Annotated in this window: 17 protein-coding genes; 5 read left to right on the top strand and 12 right to left on the bottom strand. The window is 41.3% G+C overall.

The genetic code is table 11. The features are described 5' to 3' along the window. Window positions 1-7 precede the first annotated feature (7 nt). The 3 genes from AC3CAU_RS13035 to AC3CAU_RS13025 form a co-directional block, all read right to left on the bottom strand. Complete coding sequence (locus AC3CAU_RS13035) at window positions 8-1,165, bottom strand: 8-amino-7-oxononanoate synthase (RefSeq protein WP_447053566.1); 1,158 nt, start codon at window positions 1,163-1,165, stop codon at window positions 8-10. Next, the gene (gene bioA / locus AC3CAU_RS13030) at window positions 1,162-2,472 is read right to left on the bottom strand and encodes an adenosylmethionine--8-amino-7-oxononanoate transaminase (protein WP_447053567.1); all 1,311 of its coding nucleotides are present in this window, start codon (window positions 2,470-2,472) and stop codon (window positions 1,162-1,164) included. Before bioA ends, AC3CAU_RS13035 begins: the two co-directional genes overlap by 4 nt. Before the next feature lie 86 nt (window positions 2,473-2,558). Further along, window positions 2,559-3,287, bottom strand: a complete 729-nt coding sequence (locus AC3CAU_RS13025; protein ID WP_424621598.1) for a YqiA/YcfP family alpha/beta fold hydrolase — start codon at window positions 3,285-3,287, stop codon at window positions 2,559-2,561. A 184-nt stretch (window positions 3,288-3,471) separates the two neighbouring features. Between AC3CAU_RS13025 and AC3CAU_RS13020 the strand changes: the two genes are divergently transcribed. Continuing rightward, entirely contained in the window at window positions 3,472-4,002 is a 531-nt protein-coding gene (locus tag AC3CAU_RS13020; RefSeq protein ID WP_424621596.1) for a peroxiredoxin, read from the top strand. 104 nt (window positions 4,003-4,106) lie between these two features. On the opposite strand, the gene AC3CAU_RS13015 is transcribed toward AC3CAU_RS13020, so the two are convergent. Both AC3CAU_RS13015 and ftn read right to left on the bottom strand, forming a co-directional pair. After that, the gene (locus AC3CAU_RS13015) at window positions 4,107-4,262 is read right to left on the bottom strand and encodes a hypothetical protein (protein ID WP_447053568.1); all 156 of its coding nucleotides are present in this window, start codon (window positions 4,260-4,262) and stop codon (window positions 4,107-4,109) included. Between the two features lie 205 nt (window positions 4,263-4,467). After that, complete coding sequence (gene ftn, locus AC3CAU_RS13010) at window positions 4,468-4,932, bottom strand: heteropolymeric bacterioferritin subunit Ftn (protein ID WP_131214256.1); 465 nt, start codon at window positions 4,930-4,932, stop codon at window positions 4,468-4,470. 476 nt (window positions 4,933-5,408) lie between these two features. Between ftn and AC3CAU_RS13005 the strand changes: the two genes are divergently transcribed. After that, on the top strand, window positions 5,409-6,473 hold the full coding sequence (locus AC3CAU_RS13005) for an SDR family oxidoreductase (RefSeq protein ID WP_447053569.1): 1,065 nt from the start codon (window positions 5,409-5,411) through the stop codon (window positions 6,471-6,473). A 55-nt stretch (window positions 6,474-6,528) separates the two neighbouring features. Here AC3CAU_RS13005 and ligA read toward each other — a convergent pair whose 3' ends face one another. The 5 genes from ligA to AC3CAU_RS12980 all read right to left on the bottom strand — a co-directional run bounded on the left by ligA (window position 6,529) and on the right by AC3CAU_RS12980 (window position 14,812). After that, window positions 6,529-8,562 (bottom strand): NAD-dependent DNA ligase LigA, encoded by a 2,034-nt coding sequence (ligA, locus tag AC3CAU_RS13000; protein ID WP_447053570.1) that lies wholly within the window; start codon window positions 8,560-8,562, stop codon window positions 6,529-6,531. 89 nt (window positions 8,563-8,651) lie between these two features. Then, window positions 8,652-9,644, bottom strand: coding sequence for a cell division protein ZipA C-terminal FtsZ-binding domain-containing protein (locus tag AC3CAU_RS12995; protein ID WP_447053571.1), 993 nt, complete (start codon window positions 9,642-9,644; stop codon window positions 8,652-8,654). 1 nt (window position 9,645) lies between these two features. After that, a complete protein-coding gene (smc, locus tag AC3CAU_RS12990) occupies window positions 9,646-13,098 on the bottom strand; it encodes a chromosome segregation protein SMC (protein ID WP_447054337.1) in 3,453 nt (1,150 codons plus the stop codon). A 10-nt stretch (window positions 13,099-13,108) separates the two neighbouring features. Beyond that, a complete protein-coding gene (locus tag AC3CAU_RS12985; protein WP_447053572.1) occupies window positions 13,109-13,804 on the bottom strand; it encodes a GntR family transcriptional regulator in 696 nt (231 codons plus the stop codon). A gap of 198 nt (window positions 13,805-14,002) precedes the next feature. Then, window positions 14,003-14,812: a sulfite exporter TauE/SafE family protein gene (locus AC3CAU_RS12980; protein WP_447053573.1), complete on the bottom strand. Its 810-nt coding sequence runs from the start codon at window positions 14,810-14,812 to the stop codon at window positions 14,003-14,005. A 31-nt stretch (window positions 14,813-14,843) separates the two neighbouring features. Here AC3CAU_RS12980 and AC3CAU_RS12975 point away from each other — a divergent pair, with 31 nt between their 5' ends. Together AC3CAU_RS12975 and AC3CAU_RS12970 are read left to right on the top strand one after the other, a co-directional pair. Then, entirely contained in the window at window positions 14,844-15,602 is a 759-nt protein-coding gene (locus AC3CAU_RS12975; RefSeq protein WP_447053575.1) for a biotin--[acetyl-CoA-carboxylase] ligase, read from the top strand. A 9-nt stretch (window positions 15,603-15,611) separates the two neighbouring features. Next, window positions 15,612-16,349, top strand: coding sequence for a type III pantothenate kinase (locus tag AC3CAU_RS12970; protein WP_447053576.1), 738 nt, complete (start codon window positions 15,612-15,614; stop codon window positions 16,347-16,349). Here the strand turns inward: AC3CAU_RS12970 and AC3CAU_RS12965 are convergent. Both AC3CAU_RS12965 and ffh read right to left on the bottom strand, forming a co-directional pair. Beyond that, a complete protein-coding gene (locus AC3CAU_RS12965) occupies window positions 16,328-16,915 on the bottom strand; it encodes an RBBP9/YdeN family alpha/beta hydrolase (protein WP_447053577.1) in 588 nt (195 codons plus the stop codon). The genes AC3CAU_RS12970 and AC3CAU_RS12965 overlap by 22 nt on opposite strands. Before the next feature lie 616 nt (window positions 16,916-17,531). Further along, window positions 17,532-18,938 (bottom strand): signal recognition particle protein, encoded by a 1,407-nt coding sequence (gene ffh, locus AC3CAU_RS12960; RefSeq protein WP_131214265.1) that lies wholly within the window; start codon window positions 18,936-18,938, stop codon window positions 17,532-17,534. Window positions 18,939-19,076: 138 nt separating this feature from the next. Between ffh and AC3CAU_RS12955 the strand changes: the two genes are divergently transcribed. Continuing rightward, the gene (locus AC3CAU_RS12955; RefSeq protein WP_447053578.1) at window positions 19,077-19,883 is read left to right on the top strand and encodes a cytochrome C assembly family protein; all 807 of its coding nucleotides are present in this window, start codon (window positions 19,077-19,079) and stop codon (window positions 19,881-19,883) included. The last annotated feature ends 153 nt before the right edge of the window (window positions 19,884-20,036 follow it).

The following is a 20,036-nucleotide window of genomic DNA, read 5'->3' as shown; positions in this document are numbered from 1 at the left end:
TGCAAACTCACAACAATGTCACAAGCTGATCGAGATCAGTTTGGCTCACTTGTGTAGTCAGTGAAATACGTAATCTTGAACTATGCTTGGGTACAGTCGGTGGTCGAACCGGCATGATATAAAAACCGGCCTGCTGTAACTGCATTGCTTTATCTACGGTTTTTTGTGATTCCCCGATAATCACCGGCACAATATGTGAGGTAGACGGACAAGCAAAACCTTTACTTAAAACCGCTTGCTGTAGGGACTGACTGATATTGTTTAAATGCTGGCGCTCATTTTTTAAAGTTAAAACTTTTTGAAAAATAAAATCAGTCCACGCCATACAGATCGGTGGCTGCGCAGTACTGAAAATCAGCGGTCGCATTGAATTAATCAAATATTCACGGATGATGGGATGACAAATCAAATAGCCTCCAACGGATGCAAGCGCTTTACCAAATGTCCCCACCAGCAAATCAATATCATCAATGACGCCATATTGTTCAGCACACCCTAAGCCTTGCTCTCCTCGTACCCCAATGGCATGTGCTTCATCGACATACAGCATGACTTTAGCAAATTGCTTTTTAATCCGAACCAGTTCAGCTAAATCTGTTTCATCACCATCCATACTAAAAATAGATTCAGTCACCACAATAATGCGATCAAAAGCTTCATCTGCATGGTAAGTTTGCAAAAGCTGGGTTAAATGCTGGAGGTCATTATGACGATAACGCACATATTTGGCCGTAGATAAACGAATACCATCAATCATGCTGGCATGTACCAGTTTATCAGCCAAGATAAGGGTTTTATTGTCACTCAGTGCAGGTAAAATCCCGATATTCATGTGATAGCCACTGTTAAACAACAGTGCAGCGCGGCCATGAAAAGCCTGACTTAAGCTAGCCTCTAGCTGCTCATATTCAGAAAAATTACCGGTCAGCAAACGTGAAGATGATGAACTCATGATCCGCAGCTCATTTGGTGTTTCATCAAAAAATTGTTTACGTAAACTCAAGTCAGAGGCCAAACCTAAATAATCATTAGATGAGAGATTGAGCATCTTCTGATTCTTAATTTCGATCATACGACCATGCTGAACATTGGAAGTAAATTGGCGCAGATTGCCCTGTTGCTTTAATTCATCCAGCTTTGCTGCATAGTCATTCAACAGGTTCATGCTGAAACCTTTTGCATCTGCTCAACCACATCAACCAATTGCTCTAGCAAAGTATTCAGCTCTTGCTCACTAATTACGTACGGTGGCATCACATATACCAGTTTACCAAATGGACGTATCCAGATACCGCGCTTAACAAACTGTTGTTGCAAGGTTTTCATATCGACATTAAAGCTTAGCTCAACCACGCCAATAGCACCCAATATCCGCACATCCTGTACATAGTCAAGTTGTGACAGAGGCTGTAAATGCTGATCTAATTGTTTTTCAATACGCTGAATATTCGCTTGCCAATCTTGTGCCAATAAAACTTCAGTACTTTTCAACGCGACAGCACATGCCAGTGGATTGGCCATAAAGGTTGGACCATGCATAAACACCCCCGCCTCACCTTGACTAATGGTTTCCGCAACCTGCTTTGTCGTTAAGGTTGCCGAGAGCGTCATATAACCGCCAGTTAAACCTTTGCCAATGCACATAATATCCGGTTCAACTTGTGCATGTTCCCATGCAAATAGCTTGCCGGTACGCCCAAAACCCGTGGCAATTTCATCAAAAATTAACAGCACCTGGTACTTTTCACAGAGCAATTTGGCTTGACGTAAATATTCAGGATGATAAAACCGCATCCCGCCTGCACCCTGCACAATCGGTTCAAGGATTAAACCGGCAATGGTTTGATGATGTTCAGCTAAAGTTTTTTCCAGTTCAGCAATATCGTCCTGATTCCATTCATCATAAAAACCCACTTGTGGAGCCGGAACAAAGAAACGATTCGGTAGACTGGAACCAAAAATCTGATGCATGCCAGTAACTGGATCACAGACCGACATCGCATTCCAGGTATCGCCGTGATAGCCAGAACGCGGGGTCACGAAATTGGTCTTTTGAGTCTGACCTTGTGCAGAGCCATCTTTTGCAGACCAGTATTGCACAGCCATTTTCAGCGCCACTTCAACAGCGACCGACCCTGAATCGGCATAAAAAATTTTATCCAAACTTGGCGGGGTGATTTTTAAGAGTAATTTTCCCAATTCAATTGCGGGATCATGGGTAAATCCACCAAACATGATATGCGACATCTTTTGCAATTGATCCGTTACTGCCTGATTCAGCTCAGGATGGTTATAACCATGAATGGCACACCACCAAGACGACATCCCATCAATCAGTTGTCGTCCATCTTCCAGTTCAATGATTGCACCATAAGCCTGTTTCACTTTAAATGTCGGCAATGGTTGCGTCATGGAGGTATAAGGATGCCAAATATGTTCAAGATCAAATTCCAGATCAGTTAACTCGGTCATCCTTACCTCTAACAATGCATAAAAATTCTAATTTTCAGATCTTAAACTGACACCGAATAAAAAGGAATTGCGATATAAGCCATTTCTTAAGCTGTTTGTTTTATTTTCTTTAAATAATGGCAGATTTTGTCAGTTGTTTCTTCTACATTAAATATAGGGAAGCCATGTGAACCAGCCATCAGATCCGCTTCTAAAAATTTTGCATTGAAATTTTGAAGATTTTCCGTAACTTTGCAGCTAACCAAAGCATCCTGCTGTGCAAGCAAATGATATTGATTCCCTGGATATTTTTTTAATATATCTACAACATTTAATTTCTCCAATAAATTTAAACCTTGCTTTAATAGCTGAATTTGCTGCGGCTGAATTAAACTTTGCAAAGTGATGAAATCTGCCTTGGTACTTTTCACCCCCTGACAGACCATATAGCCAAATTTCTTTAATGTCGCAATGGCATCCTGTTCAAAGGACTGTTGAAACTGCTGAAAGGTGAGTTGATCCATTGCAGTTTGCCATGAGTCGTGGGCCACAAAACGAGGATTAGAAGCGAGGGTAATAAGGACTTTTTGTTGTGTATATTGTTGTTCAATTTGATCCACCAGCAAAGCGGCCAATTGTCCACCTAAAGACCAACCTACTATCACATCAAACTGTTTAGCCAGTTCAACCTGTTGTTGCACTATCTGCTCATCCAAGGCATTAAAGATATTGATCAACTCAACTTGATGGCCTTGTTGTTGTAATGCCTGTTCCAAAGGATTAAGCAATTTGGTGCCACCCCCCCAGCCTGTGATGAGTAAAATACGTTGCTGCAATGTTAATCCTTAAATCCGTGCTCTGACTGACTACAGTATATAAAATTTCATTGTTTTTAAACTGCACAAAATCCATCAAAAATCATGTACCTCATATCAATATAATTTTGTTAGTATTTAGAGATATCACAACAAAAAGAATGTTATGAACCTTTCTAAAATATGCATAATCACTCTGCTCTGTATGAGTGGAAGCTTAAGTTTTTCTCAGCTTGCATCTGCTGAAAGTTCCATTTTTTCAAAGTCTGAAACATCTCAAAAACAATGGGTTGGAAAATCGGCTCCCGCTTTTAAATTACAGGATCAAAACAGCAAATGGCATTCACTAAGCCAATATAAAGGCAAATGGATCGTTCTATATTTCTATCCTAAAGATAATTCACCCGGTTGTACCCAAGAAGCCAATCAATTCAAGGCACTGTATCCGCAATTTTTAAAAAGCAATGCTGTGGTATTAGGCGTCAGTCTGGATGATGTGAAGTCTCATCAAAAATTTTCAGAGAAATTGGGTTTACCTTTTCCCATTTTGGCAGACAATAATCATCAATTGGCAGATCAATTCGGGATTGTCCGAAATCTGGGCATTACTAAAATAGCCAAGCGGGAAAGCTTTTTGATTGATCCCAAAGGAACCATTGTTTATCACTATAATAGCGTAGATACACAATCGCATGCTGCTCAAGTCTTGGCAGATATTCAAAAGTTTTCTAAATAGATCTTCGATTATTCAAATATTAAAAATCTAGACAATAGACTTCTTTCGTAAATCATTTTTTAATTACTATAAGTCGTTCTTAAAACCAAAATTAAAAATAAATTTTAGTAGGCATTACAGTCATGAATGTGGCATGGATGCCACACGTTCCCCATCCCTTGCGCTGCATTTAAAGCCGTGCTTAAAACTGACTCAGGATGTCGTGCATGGGGAATAAAAGGTTTTCCTTGCGAACTCAAAATATATTTTGATGTTCTCATTTTAATCTTTCAAAAATAGAGATAATGCCTACGCAAAAGCATAAAAATTGAATCAATTAAATGAGGCAGTGCCGATTTTCAAAATCCAGTATTGAACGTTTTTGACTTATGCAAGTTGTCTAATATGATGCGGCACAAATAATAAAAATTTAAGATAGAAAAAAGCCCGACTCTTGTCAGGCTTTCTATATCTATCTCTGCAATCTTACATTTGTGATTGAATATAGTTTTGTAAACCAATCAGCTCAATCAGACGAATTTGCTTCTCCAACCAGTAGGTATGATCTTCTTCAGTATCAGACATTTGCTGACGAAGCATCTCACGGCTCACATAATCGCCTTTTTCTTCGCAAAGTTTCACACCTTGCGCCAATTTTTCACGCACATGATATTCGAGTTTTAAATCTGCTTTTAAACACGTGACCACATCTTCTCCTGTTTCGATGTCATCACGGTTCATATTCGGTGTACCTTCTAAAAACAATACACGGCGAATAAGCGCATCGGCATGTGATGCTTCTTCTTGCATTTCATGATCGATACGTTCAAAAATCTTGGTTAAACCCCAATCTTCATACATACGAGAATGAATAAGATATTGATCACGAGCCGCCAGTTCTCCACCGATCAACATATTTAGATAGTCTACGACTTCTGGATTGCCACGCATTTCAATTACTCCATACCCTTTTTCTAACATTATGGACAAAACCAACCTTGAATGCAAAATAAAAATTATGTAAGTTTATGATTTTTATAAAATTAAAATGAGAAACATACGCATTTGCAGTAATTTAACAAAACTTTCCATATAAAAAATAAGCCTTTGCGCCATTGAAGCAATTTCCCCAAGGCTTATTTAAACTGTAAAAGTATATTTTTAAGATTTGTAACGAGTACAAATGGTTCTTATTTCATCAGCCAATAAAAGACATGAACTTCGTGATACCTGTATTACGAGACTGTCGTTCAGCAGCATACCCTTCTTGTTTAAATAAATTAAATACATGTCCAGTATTTATTTAATAATAAAAGCCGTATGGCTACGTACAAAGTTTAGCTAAAGTAAGCATCAATCAGTCAAAGACAAGCTCGTGATTTACCACTAAGATAGATGTAAATTTAAAAACAACAATGGTTTACCTCATGACAAATCCACAACACAGCGCTCCCATTCTTGTAACAGGTGCTACAGGCTACATCGCCAGTTGGGTGATTAAAAACTTATTGGAACAAGGTCATACCGTGCATGCTACTGTCCGCGACCTGAATAAAAAACCAAGCTTTGCACATTTGGATAAAATTGCCGCTGAAACCACCGGCACACTTAAACTTTTCAAAGCCAATCTACTTGAAGCAAGTTCATTTGATGAAGCCATGCAGGGCTGTGAAATCGTATTACATATGGCATCGCCTTTTGTAGTGAACAACTTTAAAGATGCGGTAAAAGATATTATTGAACCTGCTATTTTAGGCACTGAAAATGTATTGAATAGTGTTAATAAAACCGATTCAGTGAAGCGTGTGATCGTGACCTCAAGTATTGCTGCGGCTTATGGCGATGCCATAGATATTCAACACACCGCAAAGAATGAGTTTGATGAGTCGCATTGGAATACCACCAGTTCTAAAACACATCAGCCCTATTCTTATTCTAAAGTCATGGCAGAACGTAAAGCCTGGGAGATGCAAAAAGCACAACAACGTTGGGATCTGGTGTGTATTAACCCGGCGCTGGTTCTCGGTCCCTCATTAACCGCAACTACCCAATCAGGCAGTGTAGAAGTTCTACAGCAGTTTGCCAACGGCATGACTTTACTTGGCGTACCGCCTATGTGGAATGGTATTGTCGATGTCCGGGATGTAGCAGAGGCACACGTTCAAGCTGCATTTAACCCTGATGCTGAAGGTCGCTATATTATTAGTGGGGGTACTTTAAGCTTATTGGAAATGGGGAAAATTTTACGTCAGAACTTTGGCCCGAAGTTCCCTTTCCCGCGTAACCAGCTCCCGAAAGCGGCTTTCAAACTGTTTGGTCCTTTGGCAGGTTTCTCCAAGTCATTTGTTGAACTGAATATGGGTTATCCGATCTATTTTAATGCCCATAAAAGCCAGCAACAACTCGGCATGCAATACCGTAACATTGAAACCAGCTTGATTGAGCATTTCCAGCAGTTACTCGATGATGGGGTGGTGAAGAAATACCTTTAAATATTGAATCTCACCAACTAAAAAGCCACCGCAAAGGTGGCTTTTTAGTTGAACTTTACATTTGTCCGTATTCAGCCATCAAGCTTAAAAATTCGGTTTCATTCATCACTCGTACGCCCAGCTTTTCAGCTTTTTCAAGTTTAGAACCCGCTTTCTCACCTGCAACCACGCATTTGGTTTTACTCGACACGCTGCCGCTGACACGCGCACCTAAAGCTTGCAGTAAATGTGTCGCGTCATCACGTCCCATACTGCTTAGCGTACCAGTGACCACCCAGCTCTCACCATTAAGTGGCTGACGTGTTGGTGCAATGGGTGCATCCCAGTGAATTCCTGCTTCAAGCAAACGGTTCACTACTTCCAGATTATGTTCGGCTTGGAAAAAATCGATAATCCATTCAGCGGTAATATCACCGACATCTGGGGTTTTCTTTAAGGCTTCAAGATCAGCGGCTTTAAGAGCATCAAAAGTTTGAAACGTATTGGCAAGCATCCGCGCTGTTGTTTCACCGACACCGCGAATTCCAAGTGCATAAATGAATGAAGCAAGCGTGGTTTTCTTGCTATTTTCAATCGCATCAAACAGGTTCTGAACAGACTTTTCGCCCATTTTTTCAATGGTGAGTAACTGTTCCCGATGTTCATGCAGGCAATAAATATCAGCCACATTTTTCAATAAATCGAGGTGTAATAAACATTCCACCCAACGCTCACCCAGACCTTCAATATCCATGGCCTTACGCGAAACAAAGTGACGAATCGCTTCAATACGCTGTGCAGCACAGTATAAACCACCTGAACAGCGTGCCAGTGCTTCACCTTCCGGCATCACCACAGGTGATTCACACATTGGACACTGTTCTGGAAGATGAACTTCAACTGCATCCTCTGGGCGGAATTCCGGCCAGACTTTTTCTACCTTGGGAATTACATCACCACTACGGTACACGCTGACCGTATCGCCAATGCGGACATCTAAACGATGGATTTCTCCAATATTATGCAGAGTCACATTCGATACCGTTACCCCACCCACTGCAACCGGATTCAAACGCGCGACAGGCGTTAAAGTACCGGTACGCCCCACTTGCCAGTCAATATTTTCAACCGTGGTTAAAGCGGCAACCGCCGGAAATTTGTACGCCGTTGCCCAACGTGGTTCACGACTTAAAAAACCCAATTGTTTTTGCTGTTTTAAGCTATCGACTTTAATGACCATGCCGTCAATTTCGACACTCAAATTCGGTCGTTTCGCATTGATTTCTTCATAGCGTTGCTGCACTTCCTGAATGCTGTCACAAATAAAATGGCATTCCCCTACCGCAAAGCCAAACTGAGTGAGCCATTCCAGACTGGCAGACATGGTGGTTTGACCATGATGCGGTTCACACTGCGCAATTCCATAGGCATAAAAGGCCAAAGGACGTGATGCGGCAATATTTGGGTCAAGCTGACGTAAACTACCTGCCGCAGCATTACGCGGGTTGGCAAAGGTCTTTTCACCTTTGGCTTCATTTTCCGCATTGAGTTTCTCAAAGCCGGCTTTTGGCATCAGGACTTCACCACGAACCTCTAGTAGCACGGGAACTGAACCTTGAACAGGTGAAAGTACTTTAGGCAAGTTACGAATGGTTCTGACATTATGGGTAATATCTTCACCCGTTTCACCATCACCACGCGTTACGCCACGAACCAAAATACCATGTTCATACCAGAGGGAAATGGCCAAGCCATCAAACTTCAATTCAACATCATATTCAATTTTCTGATTAGGTAAACGCTCCTCTACACGGCGTGCAAAAGCATACAGGTCTTCTTGATTAAACACATTGCCCAATGACAGCATGGGCACTGCATGGGTCACGCTTGCAAATTTAGTGAGTGCCTTTCCTCCCACTTTATTGGTCGGTGTATCGGCTTGTATATATTCAGGATATTGCTCTTCTAAGGTTTTAAGCTGGTGAAAGAGTTGATCATATTCACTATCTTCAATACTTGGTTCATCCATCACATAATAGGCATGATTATGCTTGGCTAAAATTTGAATCAATTGACGCATTTGCGCTTTGATAGTTGAATCTTGAGTCATTTCTACACCATAAAAAAGGGCGGTTTATTTCCGCCCTTAAAAAATTTTATCTACTCGCCATTATAGAAATCGCGTCGTCCAGTTTCAAACTAAACTTCTGCATTTTGTTTTGAACGATAGTCAATTGCCTGATGGCGCCATTGCTCACGCAACTGTGGCGTAAATTCCTGATTGTTCTGATCATAAACGGTGCCATCAATTTCACGTGCAATCAGACGTGAAAGACTGTCCATTGTATCAAAGGCATTTTGAACATCACTATGTGGCAAGGCCAAGAAGAATGCTAAACCTTTCACCTGTTCAGTCGATAAGGTTTCAAGGTCAAAGCCAGCTGCGCCTTCATCGGTAATTTGTAAAACTGAAAAGAGTAATTTGCTATCGTCTTGACTGTAGCGATGAAAACACGCCATTTCACCAAAACGCAAACCATACTTCAGCAATACTTTTAAGGTTTTTTCACCTGACAGAATGCGGCGTTCTGGGTAAACATTTAACGCAATAAAATCAACCGCTGTTGATAAAGCACTTTCTTCATCAACACGTTGCTGCTCATGTAAATGTTCATCCAGAATACTGCTTTCATCCTCAAACTCTGAAATTTCAGCTTTTTCAATTGTTCCGTTCAGGCTGAGTTCTTCTGAATCTTTGGCTGCAGTTTTGTCAGCTTGACTCGCCTTATCTTTTGTAAGGTCTAATGCAGCATCATCCATTTTGACCACTGAATCTGCTCTTAATTCGACCTGATCCGTGTTTTCTGTCGCAGCAGCGACTGGTGTCTGAACTTCAGCCTTCTCAGTTTTTCCTTCTGTCTTATTTGCTTCTGTCTTATGTGAACCTTGAGCAAGCTCAACAGCGGGTTCTGTCAAAGTCGGTTCAACACGTTCTATACTTGATGGCTCATTGGTACTTTGTAATTGATCACGGACATGGCGAGGAATCACCGGTTTCTGGCTATCTGTGTCGACATGAAGTTCTGAATCTAATGATGGTGCTGCATCAGCAGGTTTTTTTAGCAGTATTCTTAAACCGAATAACATAATGATAACGGCGATAACTATACCAACGACGGTGGTGATTTCCATATTATGACTCCGCGACTAAACCGTATTCTTTTGCCTGTTCCAAATCGACAGTGACTAATTTTGATGTACCGGCTTCTGGCATGGTAACACCTAACAAATCGGTTGCCATCGTCATTGCAACTTTATTATGGGTAATGTAAATGAATTGGACTTGTTCAGAAAGTTCTTTTACCAAATTACAAAACCGACCCACGTTTGCATCATCCAAAGGAGCATCCACCTCATCCAGAACACAAAACGGTGCCGGATTTAAACGGAAGATGGCAAATACCAATGCCAATGCTGTTAATGCTTTTTCACCACCCGATAACAGTGCTAAAGAGCTATTACGTTTACCCGGTGGTCGAGCCATTAGTTTTACACCCGATTGCCAGTCATCTTCAAGGCTTAAACTCGCTTCTCCGCCATTAAATACTTTCGGGAACAAGTTTTGCAGCTCAAGATTGACCTGATCGAAGGTGGTCATAAACAGCTTTCGGGTTTCCTGATCAATACTTTTCATGGCGCCTTGTAATTGATCAACCGTTTTTTTCAGGTCCTCAATTTGATGACTCAGCTTTTCAAAGCGCTTGGATACTTCCTCATATTCTTCGGAAGCGGCTAAATTGACCGCACCCAGTTTTTCAAAGCGTTGCTGGGCTTTTTCCAGCTGTTGTTGATGTGAAACGATATCAATATTTAAACCGCTAATCACTTGACTATTCAAAGCATGGAGTTGTTCTGAATAATGTTGAAAATCGGATTTAGCGACTTGCCAAGCCAGACGTTTTTGTTCCAGTTGACCACGTAATTTTTCATCCTGCTGTTGCTGCTGATGGCGCTGCTCAGTCAGGCTTTGCTGTTTTTCCTGAATGTTATTCAGTTCAACTTGCCACTCATTCCAGGTTTTCTGCAACTTCTCGGTGACTTGAGATTGTTGATTAAATTGCGACTCTAATGCCGGCAGTTCTAGCTGTACCGGATCGACAAATCTTTTCGCCTGTTCCATTTGCACAATAATCTGCTGATATTGTGCTTTTAAGAATGATGCATCTTTTTCCAGTAATTCTATCTGCTGCTGGGTTTGCGTAACTTGACGACGCAGCAACTCCAACTCTTGTTGAGCTTGCTGCCACGCGTGCTGGGTATTTTCCAGCTGTTCGGTCAGCCCCTCAACCTGAAATTGCAGGGTTTTATAATTCGGTAAAGCCTGCTCAAGTTTCAAATTCAACGCATGCAAATCAATTTCCAGATCATCTTTTTGCATAGCATCTTCTTCCAGCTGCTCATCCAGTTGTTGTAACTGATTTTGCAATTGCTGCTTTTGGACTGAAAATGCCTGAGCCGTGCTTTGTACTTTGGCAATATTGACATCCATTTGCTGCAACGCCTTTTGCTGTTGCTTTAACTGGCCTTGCTGGTCCTGAATTTTTTTTTGCAGGTTTTGAATCTGTTGTAACACAGCTGGCAATTGCTGTTCCGCAGTTTCAAGCTGAGGTAGCTGCTGTGCCAGTGCAGTTTCAATTTCATCTAAACGGATACGATGGCTGAGTGCCCCTTGTCCGGCTTGGCTTGCCTCATCATAAAACAGGCCAATTACCCAATCCGCACCCACATGATAGCCATCCAAACTTAAGATGGACTGCCCCATGCCTAATTGGCTTTGTAAAGACAAGGCTTGAGTTAGATTGTCTGCAACTGCCACTTGCTGCCAAATGGAATGTTGTGGCGATTCAATCCAGTCAGCCAAGCAAGACAAACCAGCGATCTGAATCTGATCTTGCGAACTATTGCTTTTCAACTGACGGGCAATACTCTCACCAAAACCAGCCTCGGTATCAATGATGTGTGCAGAGAGCCATTTCGCCAAAAATTTTTCAATTAAATTGGCATGCGCTTTGGCCAGATCTTTTAATTTTAAGACCTGCATCAACTGCACAGCATCATTCTGAACTTTCGGACTGTTCTTAATCAGCAATTGATTCAGGTTTTTCTGTTCCGATTGCAACACCTGAATGGCAGATTTCAAATTCGAAACATCATTTTTCTGCTGCGCATACTCCGCTTGCACTGACTCTAATGATTTTTTCTGCGTTTGAATGGCTTGTTCTAACTGTTCAATTTGCTGGCTAAGTTGAACTTTTTCACTTTCAAGTTGTGCAATATCATCTTGCTGATCTTGGTGTTGAAGCTGTGCTGTTTGCTGTTGCAGATTATGCTTTTGCTGTTCGATTCGGGCAATATTTTTAGCTAATTGCTCACTTTGCGCCAGCATCTGCATTTTTTGCTGTTGCTGTTTTTCTACCTGTAGCTTAACTCCTTCAAACTGTTGCTGCACCTGTTGTTGCTGCGCTTTTAAATCACCCAGATTTTGGCCTTGGTCTTGTCCCTGACTTTCTTGCTGCTGTAATTGCTCGCTCTGCTGTTGATGTTGCGATTGCAAAGTTTCGATTTGTAGTTCAATCAGCTGTAACCGTTCTTTGGTCTGTAATTTTTGTTGTTCGAGCTGGGTTAAAGTAGAAGTATTTTGCTGCAACAAAGACTGTTTCTGTTCCAGTGTCATTTTCAATTCAGAGCATTTTTTCTCGGCCTGTTGCCACTCATTTTGCAATGGGGTGGACTGCTGAATCAGTCGTTGAAACAGTTCACTGGTCGCCGTTAAATCATGTTCCAAAGTAGTCAGTTCTGAACGAACCAATTTAAATGTTTCGCCCAATTCATTCATCTGAAGAGTATATTCTTGCTGTAATCGGCTGCTTTGTTCGCATTGAAAAGACAACACTTCAACTTTAATGGTACGAATCTGGGTTTCGAGTTCTTTATATTGAACTGCGGATTCCGATTGACGTTTCAGGGTTTTCAGCTGTGACTTGAGTTCCGATGCAATATCTTCAAGGCGCGATAAATTCTGCGTGGTGTGATCTAGATGCAATAATGTTTCGCGACGACGCGCCTGATAACGTGAAACGCCGGCAGCTTCTTCAATAAACACCCGCATTTCTTCAGGTTTGGCATCAATTAAACGATTAATCATGCCCTGTTCGATCACCGCATAAGAACGTGGACCGAGTCCTGTCCCTAAGAAAATATCGGTAATATCACGACGACGGCACTTGCTGCCATTTAAAAAATATTCAGACTTGCCATCGCGGTTGACCTGACGACGTACCGCCAATTCATTATAGGCATTGTATGCACCACCGAGCTTGCCATAGGTATTATCAAAGCGCAGTTCTACACTTGCTACCCCAACTGGTTTACGTTTGGCAGTACCGGTAAAAATGACGTCCTGCATGCTGCCACCCCGAAGCTGGCGTGCACTGGATTCTCCCATCACCCAGCGAATGGCATCAATTACATTGGATTTACCACAACCGTTTGGCCCAACCACAGCGGTACGATTCGCCTTGAAATGTAAAGTGGTACTATCGGCAAAAGATTTAAAGCCGGAAAGTTTTAAGCTGCTTAAACGCATAATGTCCTGATCAACGTCGTGAACGTCTTGCCCATGCAAGTTCGATTTGTTTCATCCGTGTCAGAGATTCCAACACAAGGTTGCGCAAGTGTCGACAAAAATCATCCATAAATAAAGTAGCTTGTTGTGATTTTCGGATCAAAACTGCATCAGTCACTAACTTAAATAGTTCAAATGATTCCTCTAGCTCACGACGAGAAATATTTAAGGTTAAAAAATAACTGCGACGCATTGAGGGCAACAGCTCTTTATAGAACTTCATCAAATAAGGATTACTCACCATTTCATGCTGGCGCGCCATGCCTTGAAAGATTAAATCGTAGAATTTTTCAGTATTCCCCTGACGTGTCTCTTGATGCAATTGATCCAATAAGGCCTGAATTCTTTCGGCTTCATGAGTGCGCCAAGTTTCCGCCACCCGATGAATAATTTGTCCCAATAGCAAAGCGCTCATATCAAATAAAGCACGAACTTGTTGTGCAGACATTTCTGACACAATTGCACCACGGCGTGGGTAAATTTCAATCAGGTGGGTGCGTTGCAACAGCAATAATGCTTCGCGCACGGAACCACGACTGACATCGAGTTCAGCCGAGATTCGCAACTCTTGAATGCGTTCACCTTCAACCAATTCGCCACGAATAATTTGCTCACTAATATGCTTTGCAATTTGTTCGGACAAACTGTCCTTTTCCTGTTCTTGCATACTCGTCCTATGTTGTTTTTATAAGATGCAATCGAAAAAATTTCACACGTTTATATTGACCTTGTTATTTTTACTTCATTTTATGAATTTAACAAATGACATTGTCAGACAATTTATTCGTCTTTAAAGCCAATATAAAAAGGTCTGAACATTTGAACTGTAACACACCTTTTCATTCTATTTTTCTCTTATTTAAAATTAAAAATAGGTCGAAAACCCTTGATATATAAAATATAAACCAACCACAGTTAAAAGGCAGGCAAAACATCTTTTCAGCATGGCGGGTGATAATTTATGTGCCACTTTTGCCCCAAGTTTTGCAGTAATAAAGCTCATTACACTAATGCCAATGAAGGCATAAATATGCACATAACCAATACTATGCGGTACTTCAACCGAGGTATCCGAGCCAAACCACATAAAGCCTAATGCCCCGGCAATTGCAATAGGCAAGCCTCCTGCTGCTGAAGTTGCTACAGCTTTTTGAATGACCACACCATGACGGATTAAATACGGTACCGTAAGACTGCCACCACCGATACCAAAAATAGCCGATGCAATCCCGATGCCTCCACCTGCAAGCAGTTGCAATGCTTTAGAAGGCAAATGATGCGAAGGATCAACAGGCCGACTTGCACCGGTAAACATACCGTATGCAACCCAAACTGCAAAGAATCCAATCAGCAACTGCAAGCCCTGACCTGACATATAGTCAGCAACACCGGCACCTAAAAATGACCCTAAAGCCAGCCCCGGTGCTAAATTGCGAAATACATCCCACATCACTGCACCGCGTTTATGATGCGCTGAGACAGAGCTAATTGAAGTCACAATAATGGTTGCCAATGATGTACCAATGGCCAAATGCATAATCACCGAAGGATCATAATGTAGCTGCGTGAACACAATATACAAAATTGGCACAATAATCAGGCCACCACCGACACCAAATAGTCCAGCGGCAAAACCAGCCATTGCACCAATCAATAAATATATGATTAACTCCATTCTTCACATTCCAACTATTTCTTAGATTTAAATGGATTTAGAGACTCGACAACTGCAAAAAATCCTCAGCGAAGCTCATCAGCTCCCTGAGGTTTTAATACTGAAACCCGTCACGACTTCAACCAATGATGATGTACGTGAAATTGCACTCAAAGGCGTTCATAGCGTTTTAGTCTGTAGTTTGAGACAAACTCAAGGTCGTGGACAACGCCAACGACAATGGGTCTCCCCTGAAGGAAACATCTATTTAAGCACATTGCTAAATACACGAACAGCCATTGATGGACGGCTTGCCCTTGAAATTGCATTAAATATTTTACAAATGCCAAGTCTTAAGAACTTGGACCTGCAAGTAAAATGGCCGAATGATCTATTTAGCAAACAAGGTAAATGGGGCGGTATTCTGGTTGAACCCATTTCTCCGCATCAGGTGATTGTCGGGGTCGGTATTAATCTTGCGCCTATTCCGAAAGAACAGATTGACCAGCATGCCACCTCACTGCGCGAGTTAGGCTTAATCGCAATTCCACGTACTGAATTGATCGCAGAATTATATATGGCCATTCAGCAAGCCAGTGAATGGTTTGATCATCATTGTTATAACCTGGCTGCGCGTTTTAATCACTATGCTGCTTTTAAAAATCAGGCGGTTGAGTTTGAGCATCATTCAGGGCTATGTTCAGGCATTTTCTTAGGTATTCAGGATGATGGCGCAGTCAATATTGAAACCAGTGAAGGCTTAAAACAATTTTATCAAGGACGTTTACGTCGCCTAGAAACCTCTCTTTAGAGAAATGCAATGAAGAATTTATGGCTAGATATTGGGAATACTCGTCTAAAATATTGGATTACCGAGAATCATCAGATTATTGAACAGGCTGCAGAATTGCATTTGCAATCCCCTGCGGAACTGCTGTTGGGTTTAATTCAGCATTTTAAAAGTCTAGATCTGCACCAGGTTGGCGTGTCTTCAGTTCAGGACAAGAAAAATAATGAACGTATCCAGAAAATTTTAAAATTTTTAGATGTACCGGTGACCTTTGCCAAAGTGCAGGCTGAATATGCTGGGTTACGCTGTGCCTATGAGGATACCAGCAAGTTCGGTGTAGACCGTTGGTTACAAATGCTGGCCGTGGTCCATGATCCAAAGCAACAATACTGTGTCATTAGTTGCGGAACTGCTTTAACCATTGATCTGACTGATGGTATGCAACACTTGGGGGGTTATATTCTGCCGAACCTGTATTTACAGCGGGATTCTTTAATTCAAAATACCAAAGGCATTAAAATTCCCGATGCTACCTTCGATGAGCTTAGCCCAGGTCGAAATACTATTGATGCGGTGCATCACGGTATTTTGTTAAGCTTGGTGAGTACCATTGAAAAGGTACTGGATAAATACCCAAGTCAATTGATTCTGACTGGCGGTGATGCACCATTATTTGCCAAATATCTTGTACAGTATCAACCCATAATTGAGCCGGACCTGTTACTCAAAGGTCTGCAGAATTATATTTATTCCTTGGCTGAAGCCTGATCTAGTCGAATTAAATAGGGTTGTATAACCTGCCAAACTTCAGGCAGTTCCGTACAACCTTCAGAATCAATAAAGTGTCCCTGCCATTGGGCAGAAATCAGCTCTGTATCTAGACTTTTGGCCTGCTCAATACTGAATTTTGGCGGAACATGCTCATCGCCTTCCGAATAGATCACCACACGATGTTCAATCTGGCGTCTAAGCAATTCAAAATCAATCTGGGCTGCATCAATAAAAGGATAGACTTCTTCTAAGCGCCCTAAACGACCATTAAAACCGGCAACTAAAACCAACTGTTTAATACGCTGATGGGTTAAATTTTTGGATAAATAATGTAATGCCGCGACAGTTCCTAAACTATGCGCAATCACAATACTATTTTCATCCAGACTTCCTATTTGCTCATTTATTTGTGATTCCCACCCTGATAGCTCCGGTCTCGGTGAAGGATCCAAACGCAATACTTTTAAACTGTAATGCTGCTGATCTGCATTTTGCTGGATCCAGGGATACCAGTTTTCTTCTGGGCTGGCGGTATAACCATGTATCACGTTCACTTGAGCCATTATTCTTGTTCCATCTGCTTGAGCTGTTTTGGTGTGCAATAAGCTTAGTCTGAATTGAGTGATTTAATTGTTGGTCTTTTTATAAAAATGTCCACTCAGAAAGTACTTCTTCCCCTGTAACTCAATCCTCCCTTTAAGGTTTAAAATAAATCCCAACTCTATCAATGCCGTAGAAAAATTTTCGTTACACTGCAAACTTGTCTAAATTCATCAAAATCCTCACTTGGCATAAATTGTTCAGCATGATTCAGCTCTTGCATTTAGGCATTAATAAAATGCCCGAGCAGGACTACTTTAGGCGGTGACACATAAAGATTATTGCAGGAAAATAGTAAAAACGGATCGTAATCTGTTTTTTTGCAAAATGACCACGTCTAATTTTGCCTGTCGGATAAAACCATCTAATTCAGATAAACTTTCTTTAGCTAGGCCATGTTTTCTTCTTATATTTTTGACTTGGTTAATTTAGCCTTATGCCTAGCGTTTAATTAGCGCTTTTGTTATTCCGTTTAGGATTAAATATGCAGAGTTATTCTCATAGGGTATTTTCTGTATTGCATAATTTTAGCTATAAAAAAGGCGCATATAGCGCCTTTTTACGATGAGAAGTACAATCTTACTTCTTGTCGTTTCCACCAAACAATGGTCCCATACCGCCGCCACCGCCTAATTTATTTTGCATACCGCTCAATGATTTCATCATTTTTGCCATACCTGACGGATTGGCAAATTTCTTCATCATTTTCGCCATTTGCGCATGTTGTTTAATCAGTTTATTGACTTCAACCACTTCCATACCACAACCTGCTGCGATACGTTTTTTACGGCTCGGGTTCATCAGGTCTGGATTACGGCGCTCTTTAATGGTCATCGACTGGATAATCGCTTCCATTTTTTTCACTTGCTTTTCAGGGTTTGCTTGCGCAATTGCATCTTGAATACCTGCATTGCTCATGCCAGGCAACTTGTCCAAGAAGCCCATCATGCCACCCATTTTGTTCATTTGTTCAAATTGCATCAGCATATCTTCAAAATTGAAGCTGCCGCCTTTTTGCAACTTTTTCGCCATTTTTTCGGCTTTTTCTTTGTCGACTTTACGTTCAAGTTCTTCGACCAAAGAAAGTACGTCACCCATACCCAAAATACGCTGTGCCACACGCTCAGGATGGAATGGCTCCAAGGCATCAAGCTTTTCACCCATACCCAAGAATTTGATTGGTTTACCGGTAATTGCACGTACAGAAAGCGCCGCACCACCGCGTGCATCACCATCGGTTTTGGTCAGGATCACACCGGTTAAAGGTAGAGCATCGTTAAAGGCTTTTGCAGTATTTGCCGCATCTTGACCCGTCATAGCATCGACTACGAACAAGGTTTCAGTGGGTTTAATAGCTGCATGAAGCGCTTTAATTTCGTCCATCATGTCATCATCGACATGTAAACGACCTGCGGTATCGACAATCAGAACATCAGCAAACTGAATTTTTGCTTGCTCAATTGCTCGATTGGCAATGGTAATCGGGTTTTCATCAGCACTCGATTCCAGAAAAATCGCGCCTACTTCGCCTGCAACTGTTTGGAGCTGTTTGATTGCCGCTGGACGATAAATGTCTGCAGACACCATGGCTACTTTTTTCTTTTGGCGTTCTTGTAAGAAACGGGCAAGTTTTGCAGCAGTGGTGGTTTTACCTGCACCTTGCAAACCTGCAAGCAGGATCACCACAGGTGGTTTTGCTGCCAGGTCGAGGCTTTCATTGGCCTCGCCCATCATTTTTGTCAGTTCGTCATGGACGATTTTTACGAATGCCTGGCCTGGTGATAACTGAGTCATCACTTCCTGACCCAATGCTTCTTCCTTAACTTTCGCGATGAATTCACGAGTTACAGGTAACGCAACATCGGCTTCAAGAAGTGCCATACGTACTTCACGTAACGTATCTTTAATATTGTCTTCGGTTAGCTGCCCTGAGCCAGTAACATTTCTTAAACTCTGCGTGAGTCGTTCTGTTAAGGTATCAAACATTGCAAAATCCGCTTAAAATTGCCAGTTGCAAAAAAATCTTTCTTAAAATAGAAAATTTATGCATAAGATGCTATAGGATACTGTAGTTCACGTAGAATTTATATAAATGAATATTCAACATCCTGAAAAAGGTTTGACATGATCAGTCTCCCCTTGGTTTACACGATCTTAGCATTAATCGCTTATACCACATCTTTCTGGTATTTGTTTATTCACTTAATGTCAAAGCGTGATCCGAACCATTGGTTTGTAGGGCTTGTACTCGGTTTAGGTTTACTGCTACACGCGGGTGTTCTGTATAACGATATGCTGACGCCGCTAGGTGTAAATTATGATGTATTCCTGTTACTGTCATTCACATCTGGTCTGATGTTATTGCTGAGTTTAATCTTTAGTACTTACCGCCCCATTTTGGCCCTTAATTTATTGGGCATTCCTGTTGCTGCGACCGGCTTGATTCTAGGTTTTGCCTTAAGCAAGCAAAATCAGGTGATTGAACCACACTCCATAGGTTTGGACATTCATATTATTTTGTCTTTATCGGCCTATGCCGTTCTACTGATGGCAACCATACAAGCGGTGATTTTATGGTTCCAAAATCGCGAATTAAAAAACAAGCAGAAAAGAATCTGGGTCAATTTATTGCCTTCATTTCAGGCCATGGAATCTTTGCTGTTTGATTTAATCATTACCGGTTTTATCTTACTGACCTTAGCTTTAGGTTTTGGCTTCTTCACCATTGAAGATTTCTTTGCCCAGCATTTAGCCCATAAAACGGCCTTCAGTATTATTTCATGGTTTGTCTATGGGTCGCTGCTGATTGGTCATTACCAATTTGGCTGGCGGGGCCAAAAAGCGATTCGCTTTACCTTAAGTGGTTTTATGCTACTGGCGATTGGTTTTATTGGTTCCAAGTTTGTATTAGAAATGATTTTAGGGAAATAAATACAATTTCCCCTTTCAACTTCTTTTTTAGTAAAAATGCAGAACAATAACTAAATATTTATCGTGAAATTGGATAAATTAATGAAAAAGCCTGATCTTTATAGATCAGGCTTTTTTAATAACAATTAAGCTAATAATTTTAAATAAATAATA

Source organism: Acinetobacter sp. GG23 (genome assembly GCF_057766365.1).
The sequence above is the reverse complement of the archived record's forward strand: the minus strand, read 5'-3'. Positions and strand labels throughout refer to the sequence as shown.